The following is a 19,564-nucleotide window of genomic DNA, read 5'->3' as shown; positions in this document are numbered from 1 at the left end:
AAATTGGTCAAGGAGCAGGGTTTGTTCTGAGCCATGTGTAACGTGTTTTTACAAATAGGCCTGGCTTTTGCTCTGCCAGAACATGCCTCTAGAAACCATGACTGCCCCGGCGCAGCGCGCCCAGGATCTGCTGCAGACAGACGTCTTCATTCCTCATATGCGCCAGGTCGGGCGCTGCGAGAGTTCGCTTAGGGAGCTGAATCTGATGTGGCGGCTCATAGAGTCCTCCGCCAAGATGAATTGCCCTCAGGAAGCGCAGGCCTTGTTGCCCATGATGGCCGCCACGCGTGGCGGCTTCGAGCGGCTGGAGCAGGATCTGGTGCGCTCCATGGTCATGCAGGCGGTGGCTGGAGTGACGGCAGGGCTGTCCAGTCAGGCACAGCATCTGATCGATACTCTGGTGCGCAATCTCTACGAGCGCACGGCCGATGTGGGGTTTCTGGCGACCGATGCCGTGCTGTGCAGTTTCATGGCTGGACTGGATGGCGATGAGGCAGTCATCACCCGGCGTCTGCAAGCCTACCGGAGCAAATACACGGTCTATGCGGACATTCTGCTGCTGGATGCAGAAGGCCAGGTGCGAGCGAGTGCGCGCAAGAGGAGTCTGGCCACAGATCAGCCATGCCGGGATGCGTTGATTGCTCGTGCGCTGCAAAGCCCAGGCTTTGTGCAGAGCTTTGGTGCAACCGACCTGCTGCCCGGCCATGACTGCGGTCTGATCTATGCGCATCGCATGCTGGACCCCATCAACAGGCAAGCCATGGGCGTGTTGTGCCTGTGCTTCGACTTCGAAGGCGAGATGCAAGGCATCTGGAGCGGACGCGACCAGGTCGACGGCAGTGGCGCACCAGAAGCGCAGACCAGCATCGCCCTGCTGCTGGATGAGCAGGGCCAGGTGCTGGCCAGCAGCGATCTGCACTGGATTGGTGTGGGCGCGAATGTGCGGCCTCACCGTGATGGTGCGAGCGTGCTGCATGTGCATGGAGGATGCACCTATCTGGTGCAGTCTGCGGCATCGGCAGGCTATCAAGGCTATATGGGCCCTCAGGGCTGGCGAGCGCAGATCATGACGCCGCTGGAGCTGGCCTTCGGTCTTCAATTGCAAGCGGGTCTGGATGGGCTGGATCCCGCGGTGGCTCAGGGCCTGCTGACACATGCGCACCGTTTCTGCCCGCCTCTGCACGCCATCCACAGCGCGGCGGACACCATACGCCGTGTGGTCTGGAACGGGAGAGTGATGACTGCAGGCAAGCAGATGGACAACACGCGGCTGCAAGCCGTTCTGGAGCAGATTGGCGAGACGGGGGCGCGGACCAACGAGGTCTTCTCTCAATCCATTGATGCGCTCTATGGCACGGTGCTCAATACCGCACTGCGGGACAACAGCCTGCTGACGAGTCTGCTGGTGGATCTGCTGGATCGTAATCTCTACGAGCGCGCCAACGACTGCCGCTGGTGGGCCTTGACGCCGCAGCTGTCCGATTTGCTCGAGGCCCTTGCCCTGGGGGAGAGGGCCGGGGATCTGGTGAGCGAGGTGTGCGGGTTGCTCACCGCCATTCACGATCTCTATACGGTCTACCAGCAAATCATGGTCTATGACGCCCGCGGCAAAGTTGTGGCCGTCAGCCAGAGAGGGCAGGCAGAGAGCCAGGAACTGCTGGGTAGCCATATAGAGGCGGACAGCCTGCACCAGGTCCTGGCGCTGGCGGGGACCCAGGCCTATCACGTGTCTCCATGGCGGCCCTGTGTGCAGCACGAGGATGATGGCCCGACCTATGTCTATCACGCGGCCATACGCAACGCCGACGGGATGGTGCTGGGCGGGATTGGCCTGGTGTTTCATGCACAGCGTGAGTTCAAGGCCATGCTGGAAGGCGTGACCGACGTGCAGGCAGGAGGCGCAAGCAGCAGACAGGTGGCTTACCTGAACCGATCGGGCATGGTCATGTCCTCCTCGGATGTGCAGCTGCAGCCAGGCATGCGGGTGGATCTGCCGCCGCAGATGCTGGCCTTGGCGCCAGGCCAGAGCTTGGCCCGTGCCATGGTGTACCAAGGTCAGTACTGCGTGGTGGCGATAACGGCGGGCAGCGGCTACCGGGAGTTCAAGCGCAGCGACGGCTATCGCGAAGAGGTGCTTGCGCTGTCCGTGCAGGCTTTTGGTGCCGTGCAGGACGATGCGCTGGCGGCTGTCGGTCGTCGCAATACCAGGGTGCAAGGCCTGGCGGCGCCCAGTCAGGGCAGCGCATTGGGCATGGAGATGGCGACTTTTTTTGTGGGGCGCAGCGTGCTTGCCGTCGATGCGGCCTGCGTGCTCGAGGCCCAGAGTGCCTCGGCCATCGCCCCCGTTTCAGCCGGTCGCTTGCCGCACTGTGTGGGTACGCTGGCGAGGCGCAGCCAGGGAGTCGTGGCCGGCTATGTCTGGGTCTTTGATCTGGGAGCACTGCTCTTTGGCAAGCCCGTGACCAGGACGGCGCAAAGCCAGGTGATCGTGCTGGAGCATCAGGGGCTCAAGCTGGGCGTGCTGGTCAGCGATCTCGAAGGCGTGGTGCGCTTCGAGAGCGGGCAGTTGCGACTGGCTCCTGCAATGGCGGGTGCGGCAGATCAGCTGGTGGACTGCTTGATCCGTGCCAATGACGGAGATCTGCTCATCCAATGCCTGAACGTGACGGCCCTGGTGCGCATGCTCAAGGCGCCACTGCCGACGAGCAGGATGCTGGGGGCTGAGCGGGCCGGGCCGCTTATTGAACCGGGAACGGGTTCTTTTCGTCGCGAGGGGCGCTGAAGTCCACGGTAGGTGTGGTCTTGATTTCGTACTGGCTGCGGTCCTTGCCTTCGATCCACTTCGGAGGCTTGCCGCGGCCGGTCCAGGTCGCGCCGCTTTCGGGGTCGTAGTACCTGGCCTCGACCTTTTTCTTTTCTTCAGGCTTCCAGGGGAAGACCTGCTGAGAGGTAAAGCCGAAGGTTGCGATCAGTTGCTTGACGGTGGCCAGGGCTTCCTTGGCTTCGGTGCTGCGCGCTTCTTCGATGCGCTTGTCCAGTGCACTTTTCTGAGCGATGAGTTCTTGATAGCTTGGCATTCTGGATTCCAGAGATAGTGTGAAAGGTCAGCACTGATTGCCGCCTTTGTTATTGTTTTGCAAAACCATTCATTTTGGCGCAAGTGCGAACGCGCCGCATTGTTGATGTTGCGTACACTCAAACTGAAAAGGGGGGCGCATCATTTTGAAGGTCTGCACACATCACTCTGGATGATCCGGTCTGCAGCTCAGTCCTATTTGTCGCCGGCGGCCATAGCCTGCAGGGCCGAGCCGGTCATGCGATAGCGGATCCACTCGGTCTGCGGCAGGGCGCCCAGGCTGTCATAGAACTTGATGGAGGGCGTGTTCCAGTCCAGGCAGCTCCATTCAAAGCGGCCGCAGTCCTTTTCCAGGGCAATTCGGGCCAGATGCTGGAGCAGGGCCTTGCCGGCGCCGTGGCCGCGTGCGTCAGGCGTGATGTACAGGTCTTCCAGGTACAGGCCGTGCTGGCCCTGCCAGGTGGAATAGTTGAAGAAGTACACGGCAAAGCCCACGGCCTGACTGTCAATCTCGCAGATCAGGCCGAAGACGGCCGGGTTGGCGCAGAACAGCGTGCGACGCACATGGTCGGGCGTGGCCTTGACTTCATGTTCGGCCTTTTCATAGATGGCGAGTTCACGCACAAAGTGCAGGATCAGGTCGATGTCCTGCTCGGTGGCGGGGCGGATATGGAGCTGGCTCATTAAATAACAGGAAAAAGTGGACCCAGCGCTTGATAGTCAAGCGCTTTCTGCTATGGTTTTGATATATCAGGCGACCTGGCGCTCGGGCTCGCTCTGAGCCAGAGTCACAGGTAGGAACTGGCACAGGATCTGGAAATGGTCCTCGAAGAACTCGGCTTCCATGAGTGGCAGATCGGCAACCGGCACCCAGCGTGCCAGGGCCGCGTCGTCCGCCCCCTGTACCGGGGGCAGACTGGGCTGCACGCCCAGATCCAGATAGTGCACATGGGTGATGGTACGCCCGCGCAGGCTGCGGTCCGGGTGATCGAAGACTTGAACGGCCTGCAGGGCCGCCAGCAGATCGGCCTCGCTGATGGAGGAGCAGGTTTCTTCACGCAGCTCGCGCATGCAGGATTGCCAGAGGCTGTCACGCTGCTCCAGAAATCCGCCGGGCAGCGCCCACAGGCCCTGGCCCGGAGCATGGCCGCGCTGGATCAGCAGCACCTGGTCCTGGCCCTTGGCACGGCAGCGCAGCAGCGCATCCACGGTGACGAACACCGGTGCATAAGGTGCCTTGGCCCAGGCACGCTTGTAGTCCTGCAGCATATGCCATTCTTTTTGCAGGCGCAGATACAGCGGTGTCTGGGCCCATCGGCGCAAAAAGTCCAGCGTGCTCTCTGGCATCTGGGAGGAAAGCCTGGCCAGGGCGGCACCCATGGTCTCGGGCGAGGCGTCGCCTTCACCGAAGAAGATTTCGCGCAGCGGCGTGGCGTCGAACTGGCCCAGGCGCGGCAGGCTGATCAGCTCCCAGCCCGGAAAGCGTGCCAGATAGCTGCTGCTGGAGTCCTTGAAATGTCCGACCAGAGCCACGCTCGCGCCTTCGGGTACATGGGCCTGCACGGCTTCGCGCACGGCATGCACCCACAGGGGCTCGTTGTAATAGTCGCGCACGGGAACGCAGCGTACGCGCTCGGCATCCTCTTTCGATAGCGCACTGCGCAGCATCTGCGCGCGCTCCTGCCAGCTGAAAGGGTTTTTGGGATTGGGCGCCTGCCAGGCGCTGCCCAGTACCACCACGACCTGGCGAGCACGCTCCAGTGCGGAATGCAGCAAAGCCATATGGCCGTTGTGCAGAGGTTGGAAGCGGCCGATCAGCACGGCGGTATGCAGGGGCACCGAGGTGGGCAGAGTCTCGGGTGCGGCGGCGATGACACGCTTGCTGGAGGTGTTGGGACTGGCTTGAGGCATGAGAGCGAAACCCGTACAGAAATCGGCGCCCGCAAGGGCAAAATATGGATAAAAAGCGTGCCAAGCGCTTACTGGGCAAGCGGAATTAGCTCACTTTTTAATGTTTAATCAGGCCCGGTACGGCCAAAGTCGGCATTCGAGACAGGCCGCCAAGCGCTCGGCCGCACCCAAGGTGCTGCAAGGCGTTGCCAGCTTGTCTCAAGCAGATGCCGGGCATTGCTATTCGTAGTGTGCCGCAATCGGCATCTGCCGGCCCGTGCCAAAGGCCCGTGGGCGTACTCTGAGCATGGGCGGAGCCTGGCGGCGCTTGTATTCGCTGCGGAACACCAGCTTCTGCACGCGGGCAATGGTCTCGGGGCCGCCGGCTTCTGTGCGCAGCCTGTCCACAAAGGCAGCAGCCTGCGCATATTCCTTGCTGGACAGGTGCTGGCCTTCGATATGCCATTTGAGAATCTCGTCGAGCACGGCATAAGGCGGCAGGCTGTCCTCGTCCTTCTGGCCGGGAGCCAGTTCGGCCGAGGGCGGCTTGTCGATGACGGCCTGCGGGATCAACTCGCGGCCCGCATGGCGGTTGATATGGCGTGACAGCTCGAAGACCTCGGTCTTGTACAGATCGCCGAGCAGGCCCAGGCCGCCGTTGGTGTCGCCATACAGGGTGCAGTAGCCCACCGAGACTTCGGATTTGTTGCCTGTGGTCAGCAGCAGATGGCCAAAGGCATTGGAGAACTCCATCAGAGTTGTGCCACGTGCGCGGGCCTGCAGATTCTCCAGCGCCAGGCCCTTGAGCGGTTCGCCAAAGCTGGCCTCGAACTGGCGTGCATAGGTGGTGACCAGTTCCTTGATGGGGTGCTCGTAAAGCCTGATGCCCAGATTGCGACACAGCAGCACGGAGTCGTCGACCGAGCCCGCCGAGGAGTAGCTCGACGGCATGGTGATGCCGACCACGTTATCCGCTCCCAGGGCGTCGACGGCCAGGGCCAGCGTCAATGCCGAATCGATGCCGCCCGAGCTGCCGACCACTACCTGCTGGAAACCGCAGCGGCGCGCATAGTCGCGCAGGCCCAGCACGATCTGCTGGCGGTAGAACTCCATGGTGGCCAGGCCTTGCGCCGGCACGGCAGGCAAGGCCGTGCCGTCGCAGGCCTGAAATCGGCCTTGTGCATTCAGCTCCAGTGTGTAGATATCTTCCTCGAAGCGTCTGGCTTCAAACACCAGGCCCGCCTCGGGCTCCACGGCAAACGAGGCGCCGTCGAACACGATCTGATCCTGGCCGCCGATCTGGTTGATATAGAGGATGGCCAGCTTGTGGCGCGCCGCCGCCTGGGTGAAGACCTCGTGACGCTGCTCGCGCTTGCCCAGGTGACTGGGGCTGGCGTTGATGCTGATGACCAGATCAGGGGCCGCATCGCCCATGCGTACAAAGGGGTTGGTGGCGTAGTCGGCGCCCTGGTCGTTCCAGCCGTCCTCGCAGACCAGAAAGCCCACCTGACAATTGCCCACGCGCAGCACCTTGGCCGTGTCGGCTCCGGGCTCGAAGTGGCGGCGCTCGTCAAAGATGTTGTAGGTGGGCAGCAGTTGCTTGTCGTACTGCAGGCGAATCTGTCCGTTCTTGAGCACCAGCAGGCTGTTGTGCAGCGGTTTGCCGGGGCCGTCGTGGCGAGTGGGGGCGCCCACGACCCAGTGCAGATCGGGAAACTGGCGCGTGGCCTGCAGCAGCTCCTGCAGACCTGCATCCAGCCTTTGCAGAAAGCTGGGCTCGTCCAGCAGGTCGCCTGGGTAGTAGCCGCACAGTGACAGTTCCGAAAACACCACCAGGTCGGCCTGCTCGGCTGCGGCCCTGGTTGCGGCCTCTCTCATGCGGCGGATATTGCCGCTGATGTCGCCCACCATGTAGTTGAGCTGGGCGAGGGTGACTTTCAGCATGGTTGCCTCCGAAGATTCAGGTGGCCTTGGCAGCAGGCTCAGGGATGTTGAAGACTTGGCGCAGATAGGCCAGATAGGTCTCGTCGTTGCACAGCGTCTTGCCGGGCGAATCCGAAATCTTGGCCACAGGCTGGCCGTTGGCATGGGTCAGCTTCATCACGATATTGATCGTGGTCAGTCCCATGTCATTGGTCAATCGCGTGCCTATGCCGAAGCCACATTGGATGCGATCGGCAAAGCGGTGGTAGAGCGCCAGGGCCGTGTCCAGATCCAGACCGTCCGAGAACACCAGACGCTTGCTCTGCGGGGCAATGCGCAACTGGTCATAGTGGGCAATGGCCTTCTCGCCCCATTCGAACGGATCGCCTGAGTCATGACGCAGGCCGTCGAACAGCTTGGCGAAGTACATGTCGAAGTCGGCCAGAAAGGCGTCCATGCCCACGGTATCGGTCAGGGCGATACCGAGATCGCCGCGGTATTCCTGCACCCAGTCCTCAAGGGCAGCTACCTGGAAGTCGCGCAGACGCACGCCCAGGGCTTGATAGGTCTGTAGATACTCATGGGCCATGGTGCCGATGGGCACCAGGTTCAGATCGCGCGCCAGCAGCACATTGGAGGTGCCCTTGAACCACTGTGCGGTCTCCTGGGCAAAGGCCTGTACCACCTCGCGTTGCCAGGCTCCCGAGAAGCGGCGGCGCACGCCGAAGTCAAACAGCTCGAAGGGGTTGTGCAGCTTGGCCTCGACAGCCAGGTGCTTGAGCTGGGCCAGCTTGACCTGCAGGCGCTTGCGGCCCTCGACCAGGGCCGCCTCGGCATCGAAGCGGCGGAAGTACAGCTCGTTGACTATGGCCAGCACATAGATCTCGAAGCCCATCACATGGACTTGCGGGCCCTTGGCCACGATATGCAGCCGGTCGCCCTCGGCCCAGGCACGGATGAAGGCACGCTGGAACTGGAAGATGCGCAGAAAGTCGATGAAGTCGCTCTTCATGAAGCGCAGGCCGGCCAGATAGTCCAGCTCCCCCTGGTCAAAGCGCAGACTGCACAGGGCGTCCAGCTCTCGCTCCACCTCGGGCAGCAGCTCGGCCAGCGGGAAGGCCGTGGGCGTGCGACAGACAAATTCGTACTCGGCCTCGGTCTGGGGGTGGCGGTGCAGCATGGCCTGCCACATCGTGAATTTGTAGAGGTCGGTGTCCAGCAGGCTGGTGATGATGGGCTTCATGCCGTTCTTCTTTTCAAAAATATGAGCTGCTAGCGCTTTATCCATGGGCGCTATAGGCTGATTTGTCTCATAAGCCAAAGCTGGCGCTGGTTTCGCAGCGTACACCGGTTGCACGCATGCGTTGCAGGAAGTCCTGATGCGCGGCCTCGAATCCGGCGACCGGGCTCATGCAGTCCGTCAGCAGCACGATGCGCGAGTAATCGCTGCCGCCCCAGTGCTCCACGATGTGCTCGGTGGTGGCGCGCACGCAGTGGCTGCTGGCCTCGCCCGCGATCACCAGGGTGCTGCTCTGGCGTAACTGGGCCAGCAGGGCGGTGTTCAGGCCGGTCTCACCATCCTGCGGGTCGGGAACCTCGGCACGAATGGCGCTGTAATGCTCGGTCCAGGGATTCATGCCCTTGAAGACATGGCGGGTGGCACGGTGCTGCAGCTCCTGCCACTGGCGGCAGGCCGCGAGCACGCTGGCATGCACGCCATGGCCCCAACTGCCGATCTCGCAGTGCAGCGGCCAGACCATCAGGGTGTAGCTGCCTTGGGCCTCCAACTGATCCAGGTATTGCAGCGTGCGTTCCCGTTCGGCAGCGTTGCGCGGTGCATAGTCGCCGGCACGGACCTGCGCTGCCGTGATCGGGGTGAATGGAAGGACGGAACGGCCATCGCGCTGCTGCCAGAAGGCGGGATGGGCAATGTCATAAGCTTGATGCGAGTCCAGAGTGATGGTGATCTGGCCCAGTTTGTCTCCATGGGCTGCCATCCAGCTGCTCAGGCGCTGCATATCGGCATGAGCGCCCGTCACCGCAAGGCTGGGTGCTATCTGCTGATGAGTGTCTGGTGAACGGGGGCACCAGTCGGCAGGCAGATCGCAGAAGTCGTTTTGCGGGTCAATGATGAGCAGCTGGGTTTGTGGATGACTCATGGTGTTCAGCTTTCCTGCGAGATGCAATGTCTGCAGTCTAGAATACTTAAAATATTTTTGCAACTAAGTATTTTTAAGATCGTATGAAATAATCAGCCAATAAAAACGAAGTTGGTAAAGAAATGAATCAAAGCGATGAGCGCAGGGAAGCGGTGCAGGTCAGTGTGGATGTGGTGCTGCTGACTCTGGTGGAGCAGCAGCTTCATGCCGTGCTGCTGCGTCGTCAGGCTGCGCCTTTTGCCGGGGTGTGGGCCTTGCCAGGCGGCTTCATTCATACCGATGAGGATGCAGACGCCAAGGCCAGTGCGGCGCGCGTGCTCAGAGCCAAGGTGGGCATAGAAGGTGCCTATCTTGAGCAACTGGCTACTTTCAGCGGCCCGGCGCGCGATCCGCGCGGCTGGTCAGTGGCAATCGCCTATTGCGCTCTGCTGCCCGTGCAGAATCTGCCGCCTGATCGAGCCGACCTCAGCGTGGTGCCGTTCTCGGCCCTGCCGCAGCTGCCGTTCGATCACCGTGCCATCCTGGATGCAGCCCTGGAGCGCGTGCGCAGCAAAAGCTTGTATTCCTCATTGCCCGTGCATTTGTGCGGCGAAACCTTCACGCTGCCGCAGCTGCAGCAGGTCTATGAAAACATTCTGGGTGAGCCGCTGAACAAGGTCAGCTTCAGGCGCAAGATGGACGAGATGGACTGGCTGGAGGCCGTGCCTGGGGCCATGCAGGGTGGCGGGGCGCACCGGCCTGCCCAGCTTTACCGGGCTAAACCCGGCTTCAGCCAGACGCTGGCGCTGACTACCCGGGGGCTTTGAGGCCGTTTCGCATGAAAAAATGCCTGCGCAAGGCAGGCATTCGGGTTGGTGTTTCGGGTCCGGCTGCGTCGACTAGCTGACTGCGCCAATGCCCAGCAGGGCCAGAACCACGAAGATCACGGCAACGGCAATGAAAATGAAGAACAGGATCTTGGCTATGCCGGCTGCGCCTGCAGCTACGCCGGTGAAGCCGAAAACACCGGCCACCAGGGAAACGATGGCAAAAATAATAGCCCACTTGAGCATCGGAACTCCTTTGTCTGAAGCGATGCCTCAAGACTAAGTCGCCGGGCGCAGGCTTGCGGTGCTCATTTGGGGGAAATCCTTGTCGGCTTGATCCGACAACAAAAAAGCCACCGCAATGTGTAGCGGTGGCTTCCTGGCGAGGCTTGAGGGCTCAAGCCCTCGGATTCTCAGACCCGTTTCGCGGGTATCCGAATCACTTCAGACCGGCAGCGGCGCGCAGCAAAGCCGCCTTGTCGGTGCGTTCCCAGGTGAACTCGGGCTCTTCGCGGCCGAAGTGACCATAAGCGGCGGTCTTGCTGTAGATGGGGCGCAGCAGATCGAGCATCTGGATGATGCCCTTGGGGCGCAGGTCGAAATGCGCGGCCACCAGCTTGGCGATTTCCGCATCGGGAATCACGCCTGTGCCTTCGGTGTACACGGTGATGTTCATGGGGCGGGCCACGCCGATGGCGTAAGCAACCTGCACCTGGCACTGGCGCGCCAGACCGGCAGCCACCACGTTCTTGGCCACATAGCGGGCGGCATAGGCAGCCGAGCGGTCCACCTTGGTTGGATCCTTGCCGGAGAACGCACCGCCGCCATGGGGGCAGGCACCGCCGTAGGTGTCCACAATGATCTTGCGACCGGTCAGGCCGCAGTCGCCCTGAGGTCCGCCCACGACGAAGCGGCCGGTGGGGTTGATCAGGTACTTGGTGTCCAGCAGCCACTCGGAGGGCAGCACGGGCTTGATGATCTCTTCGATGATGGCTTCGGTGAACGATGCCTTCATCTTGGTTGCTGTTTCCGACTGATCGGGGCTGTGCTGTGTGGACAGCACCACGGTGTCGATGCTGTGGGGCTTGCCGTCCACATAGCGCAGGGTTACTTGGCTCTTGGCGTCCGGGCGCAGGAAAGGCAGACGGCCATCCTTGCGCAGCTGGGCCTGGCGTTCCATCAGGCGGTGCGCGTAATAGATGGGCGCGGGCATCAGCTCGGGTGTTTCGTCGCAGGCGTAGCCGAACATCAGGCCCTGGTCGCCAGCGCCGGTATTCAGCTCGTCATCGCTGGCCTTGTCCACGCCCTGGGCGATGTCCTGGCTTTGCTTGTCGTAGGCGACGAGCACCGAGCAACCCTTGTAGTCGATGCCGTATTCGGTGTTGTCGTAGCCGATGCGCTTGATGGTGTCGCGTGCGACCTGGATGTAGTCCACATTCGCGCCGGTGGTGATTTCACCAGCCAATACCACCAGACCAGTGTTGGTCAGTGTCTCGGCAGCCACGCGGCTGTGCGGGTCTTGGGTGAAAATAGCGTCCAGAATCGCGTCAGAGATCTGGTCGGCAACCTTGTCAGGGTGGCCTTCAGAAACCGATTCCGAGGTAAACAGAAAATCGCTGTTCGCCATTGATATAACTCCTTGTTGCTTGGGCAATTGCGTTGCCCGAGCTTCGAAGTCTGGCGAACGCTTTAGCAGTTTTGTTTTTACGTCGCCCTGCAAGTTGCTCTTTAACTCAGCGACCCCGCTATTCTAATGCCTTCCCTGTTTCGACTGTTTGCTGCACTGCCTTTATGGCTATTGCATGGCCTTGGCGCTGCCATGGGATGGATGACCTGGGCGCTATCTCCCACCTATCGGCGCCGATTTGCAGCCAATGCCGCACAGGCCGGCTATGCCTTTGCGCAGGTCAGGGCTGCGGTCGGGCATGCGGGGCGCATGGTGTTCGAGATGCCGCGCATCTGGCTGGGTCAGTTGCCGGAGTGCGACATCGTCAACGAAGCCGTGGTCGAGCAGGCCTATGCACGTGGCAAGGGCATTGTGTTTCTCACGCCACATCTGGGCTGCTTCGAGATGTCCGTGCAGGCTGCAGCGCGGCGCTGGTCGGACCGGCATGGCGCAATCACCGTGCTCTATCGCCCCGCACGCCAGGGCTGGCTGGCCGAGATTCTGGAAACCGCGCGCAATCGTCCCGGCGTCCAGGCTGTTCCCACCACCTTGGCGGGCGTGCGGCAGATGATCAAGGCCCTGCGTCAGGGCGCTGCTGTGGGGTTGCTGCCCGATCAGGTTCCGCCCAACGGGCTGGGTATCTGGTCGCCTTTTTTCGGCCGCGATGCATATACGATGACATTGGCAGCGCGACTGGTGCTGCAAACTGGGGCCACCGTCATCGTGGCGCGGTGCGAGCGCAAGTCCTGGGGGCGGGGCTATACGCTGTATCTAGAGGAATTGCCTGTGCCCGAATCTCAATCGCTGGACGCCACCGTGGCGCTGATCAATCGCGCCATGGAAACCACCATCCGCCAGTCTCCGCAGCAATACCTGTGGGGCTACGGCCGCTACAAGCAGCCGCGGGAAGACAAGCAAATCTCGGGGGAGAAGGCATGAGTGCCAGCAAGATCGCCATCGGCTGCATGCATGTGCTGGCCAAGCTGCCGCTGCCCCTGCTGCGCGGGTTGGGCAAGGTTGTGGGGCGTGTGCTGTTTGTGGTGGCGGGCCAGCGCCGGCGCATCGCGCTGCGCAACTTCGAGCTGTGCTTTCCTGATGTGCCTGAGGTACAGCGCAAAGCCTGGGCGAAAGAGTCTTTTGAAGTCTTTTGTCAGACTTTTCTAGACAGAAGCTGGCTGTGGTTCGGCTCCGAGGAGTTGGTGCGCAGCCGTGTCAAGCTGGTCGGAGCCACGCATGAGCTGGAGGGAGATACGCCCACCATCGTCTTCGCGCCGCATTTCTACAGCATGGATGCCGGTGGCCTGGCCCTGCCGCTCAATACCGAGCGCGAGTTCACTTCCATCTTCGCCACCAATCCCGATCCGGATCTGGACCGCTGGTTCATGAATGGCCGCCAGCGCTTTGGCAATGTGAAGATGCTCAACCGCGCCGACGGCGTCAAACCCATCATCCAGTGCCTGCGCAAGGGCGGGCTGCTGTATCTGCTGCCCGATATGGACTACGGCAAGAATGACTCGGTGTTTGTGCCCTTTTTCGCGGTGCAGGACACTGCCACGATTCCCTCGCTTTCGCGCTTTGCGCGCCTGGGCAAGGCGAAAGTGGTGGCGCTTTACAACCGCATGACGCCTGAGGGCTATGTGGCAGAGCTGACGCCGGCCTGGGAGAACTTCCCGACGGACGACCATGTGGCCGACACCGCCCGCATGAACCGTGAGCTGCAGGCCGCCATCATGACCATGGTTCCGCAGTATTACTGGGTGCACAAACGCTTCAAGACGCGCCCTGACGGCGAGCCATCGTTGTACTCCGAGAAATAGGCGTCAGATCGTTCTCCATGCCATGATGGCTGGGCGCTGGAAGCTTCTTTTTCAGGAGCGCACTGGCGTCTTAAGAAATTCGGTCAGGGCGCGCTGCACAGCCTCGGGCCTCTCATGGACCACCCAGTGACTGCAGCCTTGGAGATGCTCTATCTCCAGCTGCGGCACCCATTGCTCCAGCCCATGCAGCAAAGCAGGCTGCAGTGCCAGGTCGCTGTCCCCCCAGAGAATGCGCACCGGTACAGGAATGTGCAGCATTTCATCGGGTAGGCTGAGTTCGCGAATGTCTTGCAGTTCATCGGCGCTGCCGCCGGGTCGGGGCGGCACCAGCGGGCTGGCAGCGTAGAACATGCAGGCGCCGTGCACGCCCAGATCCCAATGCTCGCGGTATTGCTGCTTGCGCTCGGGCGTCAGCCATGCGGGCGTGCTGCCGTCTGGGTTCTGAAAGAATCCCAGCATGCGTTGCCAGCCGTTTTCGGCCAGCAACTCGGGCGCATCGGGTCGGCGCAGAAAATGCATGTACTGGCTGGCGGACTGCTGCACCGGGTTGGACTGCAGCTCCCGCAGGAAGCTGCCCGGATGCGGGGAGTTGAGTATCAGCAGCCGTTCAAGCTGCTGGGGGTAGCGGTTAGCCAGGCCCCAGGCCACGGCTCCGCCCCAGTCATGGGCAATCACGCAGGCAGCGCGCTTGTCGGCACTTTCCAGCGCAATCAGGGCGGCCAGATCCTCCACCAGGTGTTTGGCGCGGTAGTCGCTGATGGCCGTGGGCTGGCTGGAGCGGCCATAACCGCGCAGATTGGGGGCCACGCAGCGATAGCGGCTGCCGAATTGCGCAAGCAGCGCATCCCAGATGAAGGCACCTTCGGGAAAACCGTGCAGAAACAGCAACAGGGGCTGACCCGGCTCGCCGCTGGTACGGCATTCCAGTTCAACCCCTGTGGACAGGGTATGCGTGCAAGTCATGACCATGAAGCTCTCCTTTTTGTAGCTTCTGGCGCTTGCAAGATAAGCGCCTATGGCTGATTTTGCGCAGGCGTCCCGTCAGCGGGCGTCGCTTGGGTGACCGGAGCAGCCTGGGGCATTCCCGCCTGGGGCAAACCTGCCTGGGGCAATCCCTCGGGGTGGCACCAGTGCCACAGCAACTGGGCCACATCGTCCACACCCTGCTTTTTGAGGGCGGAGAACAGACGCACCTCGCCACCGCCCGCATTGAGCTTGGTGATGGACAGGATCTTGGCCTGCTCGGCGCGGGTCAGCTTGTCGGCCTTGGTCAGCACGATGAGGAACTTCAGGCCTTGCTCCACGCGCGGACGGATGGCGTCCAGCAGAGCTTCGTCGAGTTCGGTCAGGCCCAGGCGCGGGTCGCACAGCAGCACCACGGCGGAGAGGCTTTCGCGGCTCATCAGATAGTTGAGCATGACGCGCTGCCAGCGCTCCTTGTCAGTGCGCGAGACGGCCGCGTAGCCGTAGCCGGGCAAGTCGGCCAGCACGGCATCGGTCACGCCCTGCTTGCCCAGCGAAAACAGGTTGATGTGCTGGGTGCGGCCGGGCTTCTTGGAGGCGAAGGCCAGCTGTTTTTGCTGGGTCAGGGTATTGATGGCGGTGGACTTGCCAGCATTGGAGCGGCCGACGAAGGCGATCTCGGGAACCTCGACCTTGGGCAGCTGATTGAGCTGGGCTGCGGTCGTAAAAAAGCGTGCGGTGTGCATCCAGCCCATCGCAAGCTTGCTGTCGATCAAAGAAAGTGATTTTCCGGCAGTGGTATCCGGGGAAGCATGGGTCATGACGGTAACTATTTCAGGGAGGCCCATTGTAGAATTTGACGGATTCGCGCTCTCAACAATAGACCCAGCCCCTTGATATGAAGTTGCTTGCCTCTTTGCTGACTGCTGCCATTTTCGCAGCACCTGCCTTCCCCGCATTTTCGGCGGGAGAAACACCTGTCAAGGCGGATGCTGCCAAAGGGCAAGCCAGTTATGGGGCGGTTTGCGTCGCCTGTCATGCCGCAGATGGCAATTCCACCATTCCTTTGCAGCCAAAGCTTGCAGGCCAGCACCCCGAGTATCTAGTCAAGCAGCTGCGCGAGTTCAAGGACGGCAAGCGCAACGATCCGGTGATGAAGGGCTTTGCCTCCACGCTCAGCGATGGCGATATGCAGAATATCGCGGCCTGGCTGCATACCCAGGCGCCCAAGAACGGCTTCTCCAAGGACAAGGACTCCATCGCACTGGGTGAGCGCATTTTCCGCGGTGGCATTCAGGATCGTCAGATTGCTGCCTGCGCAGGTTGCCACAGCCCCAATGGCTCCGGCATTCCGGCCCAGTACCCGCGTCTGTCGGGTCAGCATGCTGAATATACCGTGAAGTCGTTGACGGACTTTCGCGACGGCAAGCGCAGCAATAGCATTCCCATGGCCCAGGTTGCTGCCAAGCTTAATGATCGCGAAATCAAGGCCGTGGCAGACTATATAGCTGGCTTGCGTTAAAAATCCTTTTCACCAGATGCGCGGGTGACTCCGGGAACTTTCAGGCATCTGGCACCCCCCAAGTCAGGCGGACCCATCGGCTAGTTCAGCAGATGGCCCGCCTTTTTGCGTTCGGCTCTATCTCATCCCCATGTCAGACCTTCCACTTCGCGATCGTGACTCCTCTCGCTCACAGGCAGTGCGCGCGACTCTGGAGTTGCTGGCCTCCATGCGCTTTGCGATTTCACTGCTCACAGTGATCTGCATCGCATCGGTCATCGGCACGGTGCTCAAGCAACATGAACCGCTGGTCAACTATGTCAACCAGTTCGGCCCCTTCTGGGCGCAGCTGTTTCTGGCGCTCAAGCTCAACGCGGTCTACAGCGCCTGGTGGTTTCTGCTGATTCTGACGTTTCTGGTCATCAGCACCTCGCTGTGCGTGAGCCGCCATGCCCCCAAATATCTGGCCGATATCCGCAATTACAAGGAAAACCTCCGCGAACAAAGCCTCAAGGCATTCCACCATCGCGCCGAGGCCGATGTGGCGGGCAGTACCGAAGAGGCCGCCAAGCGCCTCGGCCAGCAACTGGTATCCGGCGGCTGGAAGGTCAAGATGCAGCAGCGCGACACGGCGGCCGGGCCCGGCACCGGCTGGATGCTGGCTGCCAAGGCCGGTGCGGTCAACAAGCTGGGCTATATCGCCGCGCATTGTGCAATCGTGCTGATCTGCATCGGCGGGCTGTTTGACGGCGACCTCATCGTGCGGGCGCAGATGCTGCTGGGAGGCAAAACACCTTATACCGGCGGCGGCATGATCTCGGACGTCGCGCCCGAGCACCGTTTGTCCATCAAGAATCCGACCTTCCGCGGCAACCTCATGGTCTCTGAAGGCACGCAGTCCGGCACGGCCATCCTGAATCAATCGGACGGCATCTTGCTGCAAGATCTGCCATTTTCGGTGGAACTCAAGAAATTCATCGTGGAGTACTACTCCACTGGCATGCCCAAGCTGTTTGCCAGCGAGATCGTGATTCATGACCGCGCCACCGGCGAGAAGCTGGAAAAGCGCGTGGAGGTGAACCATCCGGCCAGCTACAAGGGCATCGAGATCTACCAGAGCAGCTTCGATGACGGCGGCTCCAGCGTCAAGCTGCATGCAGTGCCCATGGACGGCGTCTCACAGCCCTTCGACGTGGAGGGCGTGATCGGCAACTCCACCGAGTTCGAGCGCAAGCTGGCCGATGGCCAGCAGGACAAGGTGACGCTGGAGTACACGGCGCTGCGCACCATCAATGTGGAGAACTTCGGCGGCCAGGACAAGGGCGCCGGCACCGATGTGCGCAAGGTCGATCTGAGGCAGGCCATCGACGAGCGCCTGGGAGCAGCCCACAAGACCACGGACAAAAAGGATTTGCGCAATATCGGCCCCAGCGTGGGCTACAAGCTGCGCGATGCCTCGGGCCAGGCACGCGAGTTCCAGAACTACATGCTGCCCGTGGACACGGGCGACGGCCAGCCCGTATTCCTGCTCGGCGTGCGTGAGAACCAGGCTGACCAGATGCGCTATCTGCGCGTGCCTGCCGACCCTGAGGGCACGATGAACACCTTCATGCAGCTGCGCCAGGCCATGCAGAGCAAGACCCAGGCGGAAAAGGCGGCGCGAGCCTATGTGCAGCGGGCGGTCGATGTCTCCAAGCCCGAGCTGGCCGAGCCGCTGACGCAGTCCGCGCTCAAGGCGCTGGAGCTGTTTGCCGGTCAGGACAGCAAGCTCAAGGCTCCCGACGGCCGTCAGCTCGGTGGCCTGCAGGCGATATCGGGCTTCATGGACAGCAACGTGCCCGAGGCCGAGCGCGAGCGCGCCGGCGAGGTGCTGGTGCGGATTCTCAACGGCGTGCTGTTCGAGCTGGCCCAGCAGGTGCGTCAGCAGGCAGGGCTCAAGCCTTTCGAGAACGACGAGAAGACTCAGGCCTTCATGACGCAGTCGGTGTTCTCGCTCAGCGACGCGCAGTTCTACCCAGCGCCCGTGGTCTTCATGCTGCAGGACTTCAAGCAGGTCCAGGCCAGCGTGTTCCAGGTGGCGCGGGCTCCCGGTAAAAACATTGTTTACCTGGGTTGCCTCTTCCTGATCATCGGTGTTTTTGCCATGCTGTACGTGCGTGACCGCCGCATCTGGATCTGGCTGACCCCTGCGAATGGTGGCAGCCATGCGAACATGGCCTTGTCCACCAACCGCAAGACCATGGATGGCGACCGCGAGTTCGCCATGCTGGCCGACAAGCTGATCGGGGCCAAGCCCTTACAAAAGAAGACTCCCGGAGGTTCTGTATGAACACCGCAACCACGACATTGACTCTGAACGAAGGCTATTTCGCCCGCCGCAACTGGTTTGACTGGTTGTTCGCGGTCGTGGTGGCCGTGGGCCTGGGCATAGCGCTGCAGCGCTATGCCGCCTATATGGATGTGTATGAGAAGGGCATTTTGCTGGCGACCATCCCGGCCATGATCTGGTTGGGCTGGTTCTGGCGCCCGCTGGCAGTGCTGATGCTGAGCGTGGCGGGATGCTCGCTCCTGGCCATCGGCCTGTACCAAGGAGCGGATGGCGGCGAGCTGGCACGGTCGGAGACCGTCTTCGGCCTGAAGTACTTCCTCTCCAGCCAGTCCGCCATCCTGTGGATGAGTATGGTGTTCTTCATCAGCACGGCTTTCTATTGGATAGGCGTGTTCGCCAAGGGCGAGCGCTCGGTCATGTCGCTGCTGGGTTCGCGCCTAGCCTGGCTGGCCGTCGCCATGGCGCTGATCGGCACCATGGTGCGCTGGTACGAGAGCTATCTGCTTGGCCCGGACATCGGCCATATCCCCGTCAGCAATCTCTACGAAGTGTTCGTCATGTTCTGCTGGATGACGGCCATCTTCTATCTGTACTACGAGCAGCATTACGACACGCGCGCCCTGGGCGGCTTTGTAATGCTGGTGGTCAGCGCGGCCGTGGGCTTTCTGCTCTGGTACACGCTGGTGCGCCAGGCCCATGAGATTCAGCCCCTGGTGCCCGCCCTCAAGAGCTGGTGGATGAAGCTGCATGTGCCCGCCAACTTCATCGGCTACGGCACGTTTGCGCTGTCGGCCATGGTGGCGTTTGCCTACCTGATCAAGCAGCAGGCCACCGAGACCAAGTGGTACAAGCTGGCGCCGCTGTGGCTGCTGGGCGTGGTCCTGTGCTTTGAGCCCATCGTCTTTCGCAAGGGCGCGACCGAGAACGGCGGCAGCTACTGGATGGTGTACTTCGGCATTTCGGCCCTGATCGTGGCCGGCATCCTGCTCTCGCGCAAGCGCATTGCCGCACGCCTGCCCTCGTTCGAGATCCTGGACGACGTGATGTACAAAGCCATCGCTGTGGGCTTTGCCTTCTTCACCATTGCCACCGTGCTCGGCGCTCTGTGGGCGGCCGAGGCCTGGGGCGGCTACTGGAGCTGGGACCCCAAGGAAACCTGGGCGCTGATCGTCTGGCTCAACTATGCGGCCTGGCTGCATATGCGCTTGATGAAGGGTCTGCGCGGCACGGTGTCCGCCTGGTGGGCGCTGGCGGGTCTGGCCGTCACCACCTTTGCCTTCCTGGGTGTGAACATGTTCCTGTCGGGTCTGCACAGCTACGGCGAGCTGTAGGCCTCGTACCAGGCACTCCAAAAAACAGGAGCTGCTTGCGCTGATTGAATAAGGAATTCAGATTGAAAACAGTCTGAAACCTTTGATCATCAAGCGCTGGCAG

The 19,564-nt window shown here is 61.6% G+C and carries 17 protein-coding genes; 7 read left to right on the top strand and 10 right to left on the bottom strand.

Annotated features, from left to right (window positions below):
* Positions 1–97: 97 nt before the first annotated feature.
* Complete coding sequence (locus tag F3J24_RS12500) at positions 98–2,782, top strand: chemotaxis protein CheW (protein ID WP_240154318.1); 2,685 nt, start codon at positions 98–100, stop codon at positions 2,780–2,782.
* On the opposite strand, the gene F3J24_RS12495 is transcribed toward F3J24_RS12500, so the two are convergent.
* The 6 genes from F3J24_RS12495 to F3J24_RS12470 form a co-directional block, all read right to left on the bottom strand.
* Entirely contained in the window at positions 2,739–3,077 is a 339-nt protein-coding gene (locus tag F3J24_RS12495) for an H-NS family nucleoid-associated regulatory protein (RefSeq protein WP_043003578.1), read from the bottom strand. The two genes, F3J24_RS12500 and F3J24_RS12495, sit on opposite strands and share 44 nt — an antisense overlap.
* 194 nt (positions 3,078–3,271) lie before the next feature.
* Positions 3,272–3,760: a GNAT family N-acetyltransferase gene (locus F3J24_RS12490; RefSeq protein WP_167006532.1), complete on the bottom strand. Its 489-nt coding sequence runs from the start codon at positions 3,758–3,760 to the stop codon at positions 3,272–3,274.
* Between the two features lie 66 nt (positions 3,761–3,826).
* The gene (locus tag F3J24_RS12485; RefSeq protein WP_167006529.1) at positions 3,827–4,987 is read right to left on the bottom strand and encodes a bifunctional nicotinamide-nucleotide adenylyltransferase/Nudix hydroxylase; all 1,161 of its coding nucleotides are present in this window, start codon (positions 4,985–4,987) and stop codon (positions 3,827–3,829) included.
* 219 nt (positions 4,988–5,206) lie between these two features.
* The gene (locus F3J24_RS12480; RefSeq protein WP_167006526.1) at positions 5,207–6,910 is read right to left on the bottom strand and encodes an NAD+ synthase; all 1,704 of its coding nucleotides are present in this window, start codon (positions 6,908–6,910) and stop codon (positions 5,207–5,209) included.
* A 16-nt stretch (positions 6,911–6,926) separates the two neighbouring features.
* Positions 6,927–8,132: a nicotinate phosphoribosyltransferase gene (pncB, locus tag F3J24_RS12475; RefSeq protein WP_167006523.1), complete on the bottom strand. Its 1,206-nt coding sequence runs from the start codon at positions 8,130–8,132 to the stop codon at positions 6,927–6,929.
* Between the two features lie 67 nt (positions 8,133–8,199).
* Complete coding sequence (locus F3J24_RS12470; protein ID WP_167006520.1) at positions 8,200–9,048, bottom strand: cysteine hydrolase; 849 nt, start codon at positions 9,046–9,048, stop codon at positions 8,200–8,202.
* Positions 9,049–9,170: 122 nt separating this feature from the next.
* Between F3J24_RS12470 and F3J24_RS12465 the strand changes: the two genes are divergently transcribed.
* Positions 9,171–9,854, top strand: coding sequence for an NUDIX domain-containing protein (locus F3J24_RS12465; protein WP_167006517.1), 684 nt, complete (start codon positions 9,171–9,173; stop codon positions 9,852–9,854).
* Positions 9,855–9,926: 72 nt separating this feature from the next.
* On the opposite strand, the gene F3J24_RS12460 is transcribed toward F3J24_RS12465, so the two are convergent.
* Both F3J24_RS12460 and metK read right to left on the bottom strand, forming a co-directional pair.
* The gene (locus tag F3J24_RS12460) at positions 9,927–10,100 is read right to left on the bottom strand and encodes a DUF1328 domain-containing protein (RefSeq protein WP_167006514.1); all 174 of its coding nucleotides are present in this window, start codon (positions 10,098–10,100) and stop codon (positions 9,927–9,929) included.
* 193 nt (positions 10,101–10,293) lie between these two features.
* Positions 10,294–11,481, bottom strand: coding sequence for a methionine adenosyltransferase (gene metK / locus F3J24_RS12455; protein WP_003061970.1), 1,188 nt, complete (start codon positions 11,479–11,481; stop codon positions 10,294–10,296).
* 126 nt (positions 11,482–11,607) lie between these two features.
* On the opposite strand from metK, the gene F3J24_RS12450 reads away from it, so the two are divergent.
* Together F3J24_RS12450 and F3J24_RS12445 are read left to right on the top strand one after the other, a co-directional pair.
* Positions 11,608–12,459: a lysophospholipid acyltransferase family protein gene (locus tag F3J24_RS12450; protein WP_167006511.1), complete on the top strand. Its 852-nt coding sequence runs from the start codon at positions 11,608–11,610 to the stop codon at positions 12,457–12,459.
* Positions 12,456–13,337, top strand: a complete 882-nt coding sequence (locus F3J24_RS12445; RefSeq protein WP_167006508.1) for a lysophospholipid acyltransferase family protein — start codon at positions 12,456–12,458, stop codon at positions 13,335–13,337. Before F3J24_RS12450 ends, F3J24_RS12445 begins: the two co-directional genes overlap by 4 nt.
* Before the next feature lie 51 nt (positions 13,338–13,388).
* Here F3J24_RS12445 and F3J24_RS12440 read toward each other — a convergent pair whose 3' ends face one another.
* Complete coding sequence (locus tag F3J24_RS12440) at positions 13,389–14,306, bottom strand: alpha/beta fold hydrolase (protein WP_167006505.1); 918 nt, start codon at positions 14,304–14,306, stop codon at positions 13,389–13,391.
* Positions 14,307–14,350: 44 nt separating this feature from the next.
* Complete coding sequence (gene yihA, locus F3J24_RS12435; RefSeq protein ID WP_167006502.1) at positions 14,351–15,121, bottom strand: ribosome biogenesis GTP-binding protein YihA/YsxC; 771 nt, start codon at positions 15,119–15,121, stop codon at positions 14,351–14,353.
* Positions 15,122–15,198: 77 nt separating this feature from the next.
* Between yihA and F3J24_RS12430 the strand changes: the two genes are divergently transcribed.
* From F3J24_RS12430 to ccsB, 3 genes are all read left to right on the top strand, one after another.
* On the top strand, positions 15,199–15,822 hold the full coding sequence (locus F3J24_RS12430; RefSeq protein WP_167006499.1) for a cytochrome c: 624 nt from the start codon (positions 15,199–15,201) through the stop codon (positions 15,820–15,822).
* A gap of 130 nt (positions 15,823–15,952) precedes the next feature.
* A complete protein-coding gene (locus tag F3J24_RS12425; RefSeq protein WP_167006496.1) occupies positions 15,953–18,130 on the top strand; it encodes a cytochrome c biogenesis protein ResB in 2,178 nt (725 codons plus the stop codon).
* On the top strand, positions 18,127–19,461 hold the full coding sequence (gene ccsB / locus F3J24_RS12420; protein ID WP_167006493.1) for a c-type cytochrome biogenesis protein CcsB: 1,335 nt from the start codon (positions 18,127–18,129) through the stop codon (positions 19,459–19,461). Before F3J24_RS12425 ends, ccsB begins: the two co-directional genes overlap by 4 nt.
* The last annotated feature ends 103 nt before the right edge of the window (positions 19,462–19,564 follow it).

Origin of the sequence: Comamonas sp. Tr-654, from assembly GCF_011752915.1 — a bacterium.
Lineage (GTDB): Bacteria > Pseudomonadota > Gammaproteobacteria > Burkholderiales > Burkholderiaceae_C > Comamonas.
This window is presented reverse-complemented; position numbering and strand designations above follow the sequence as displayed.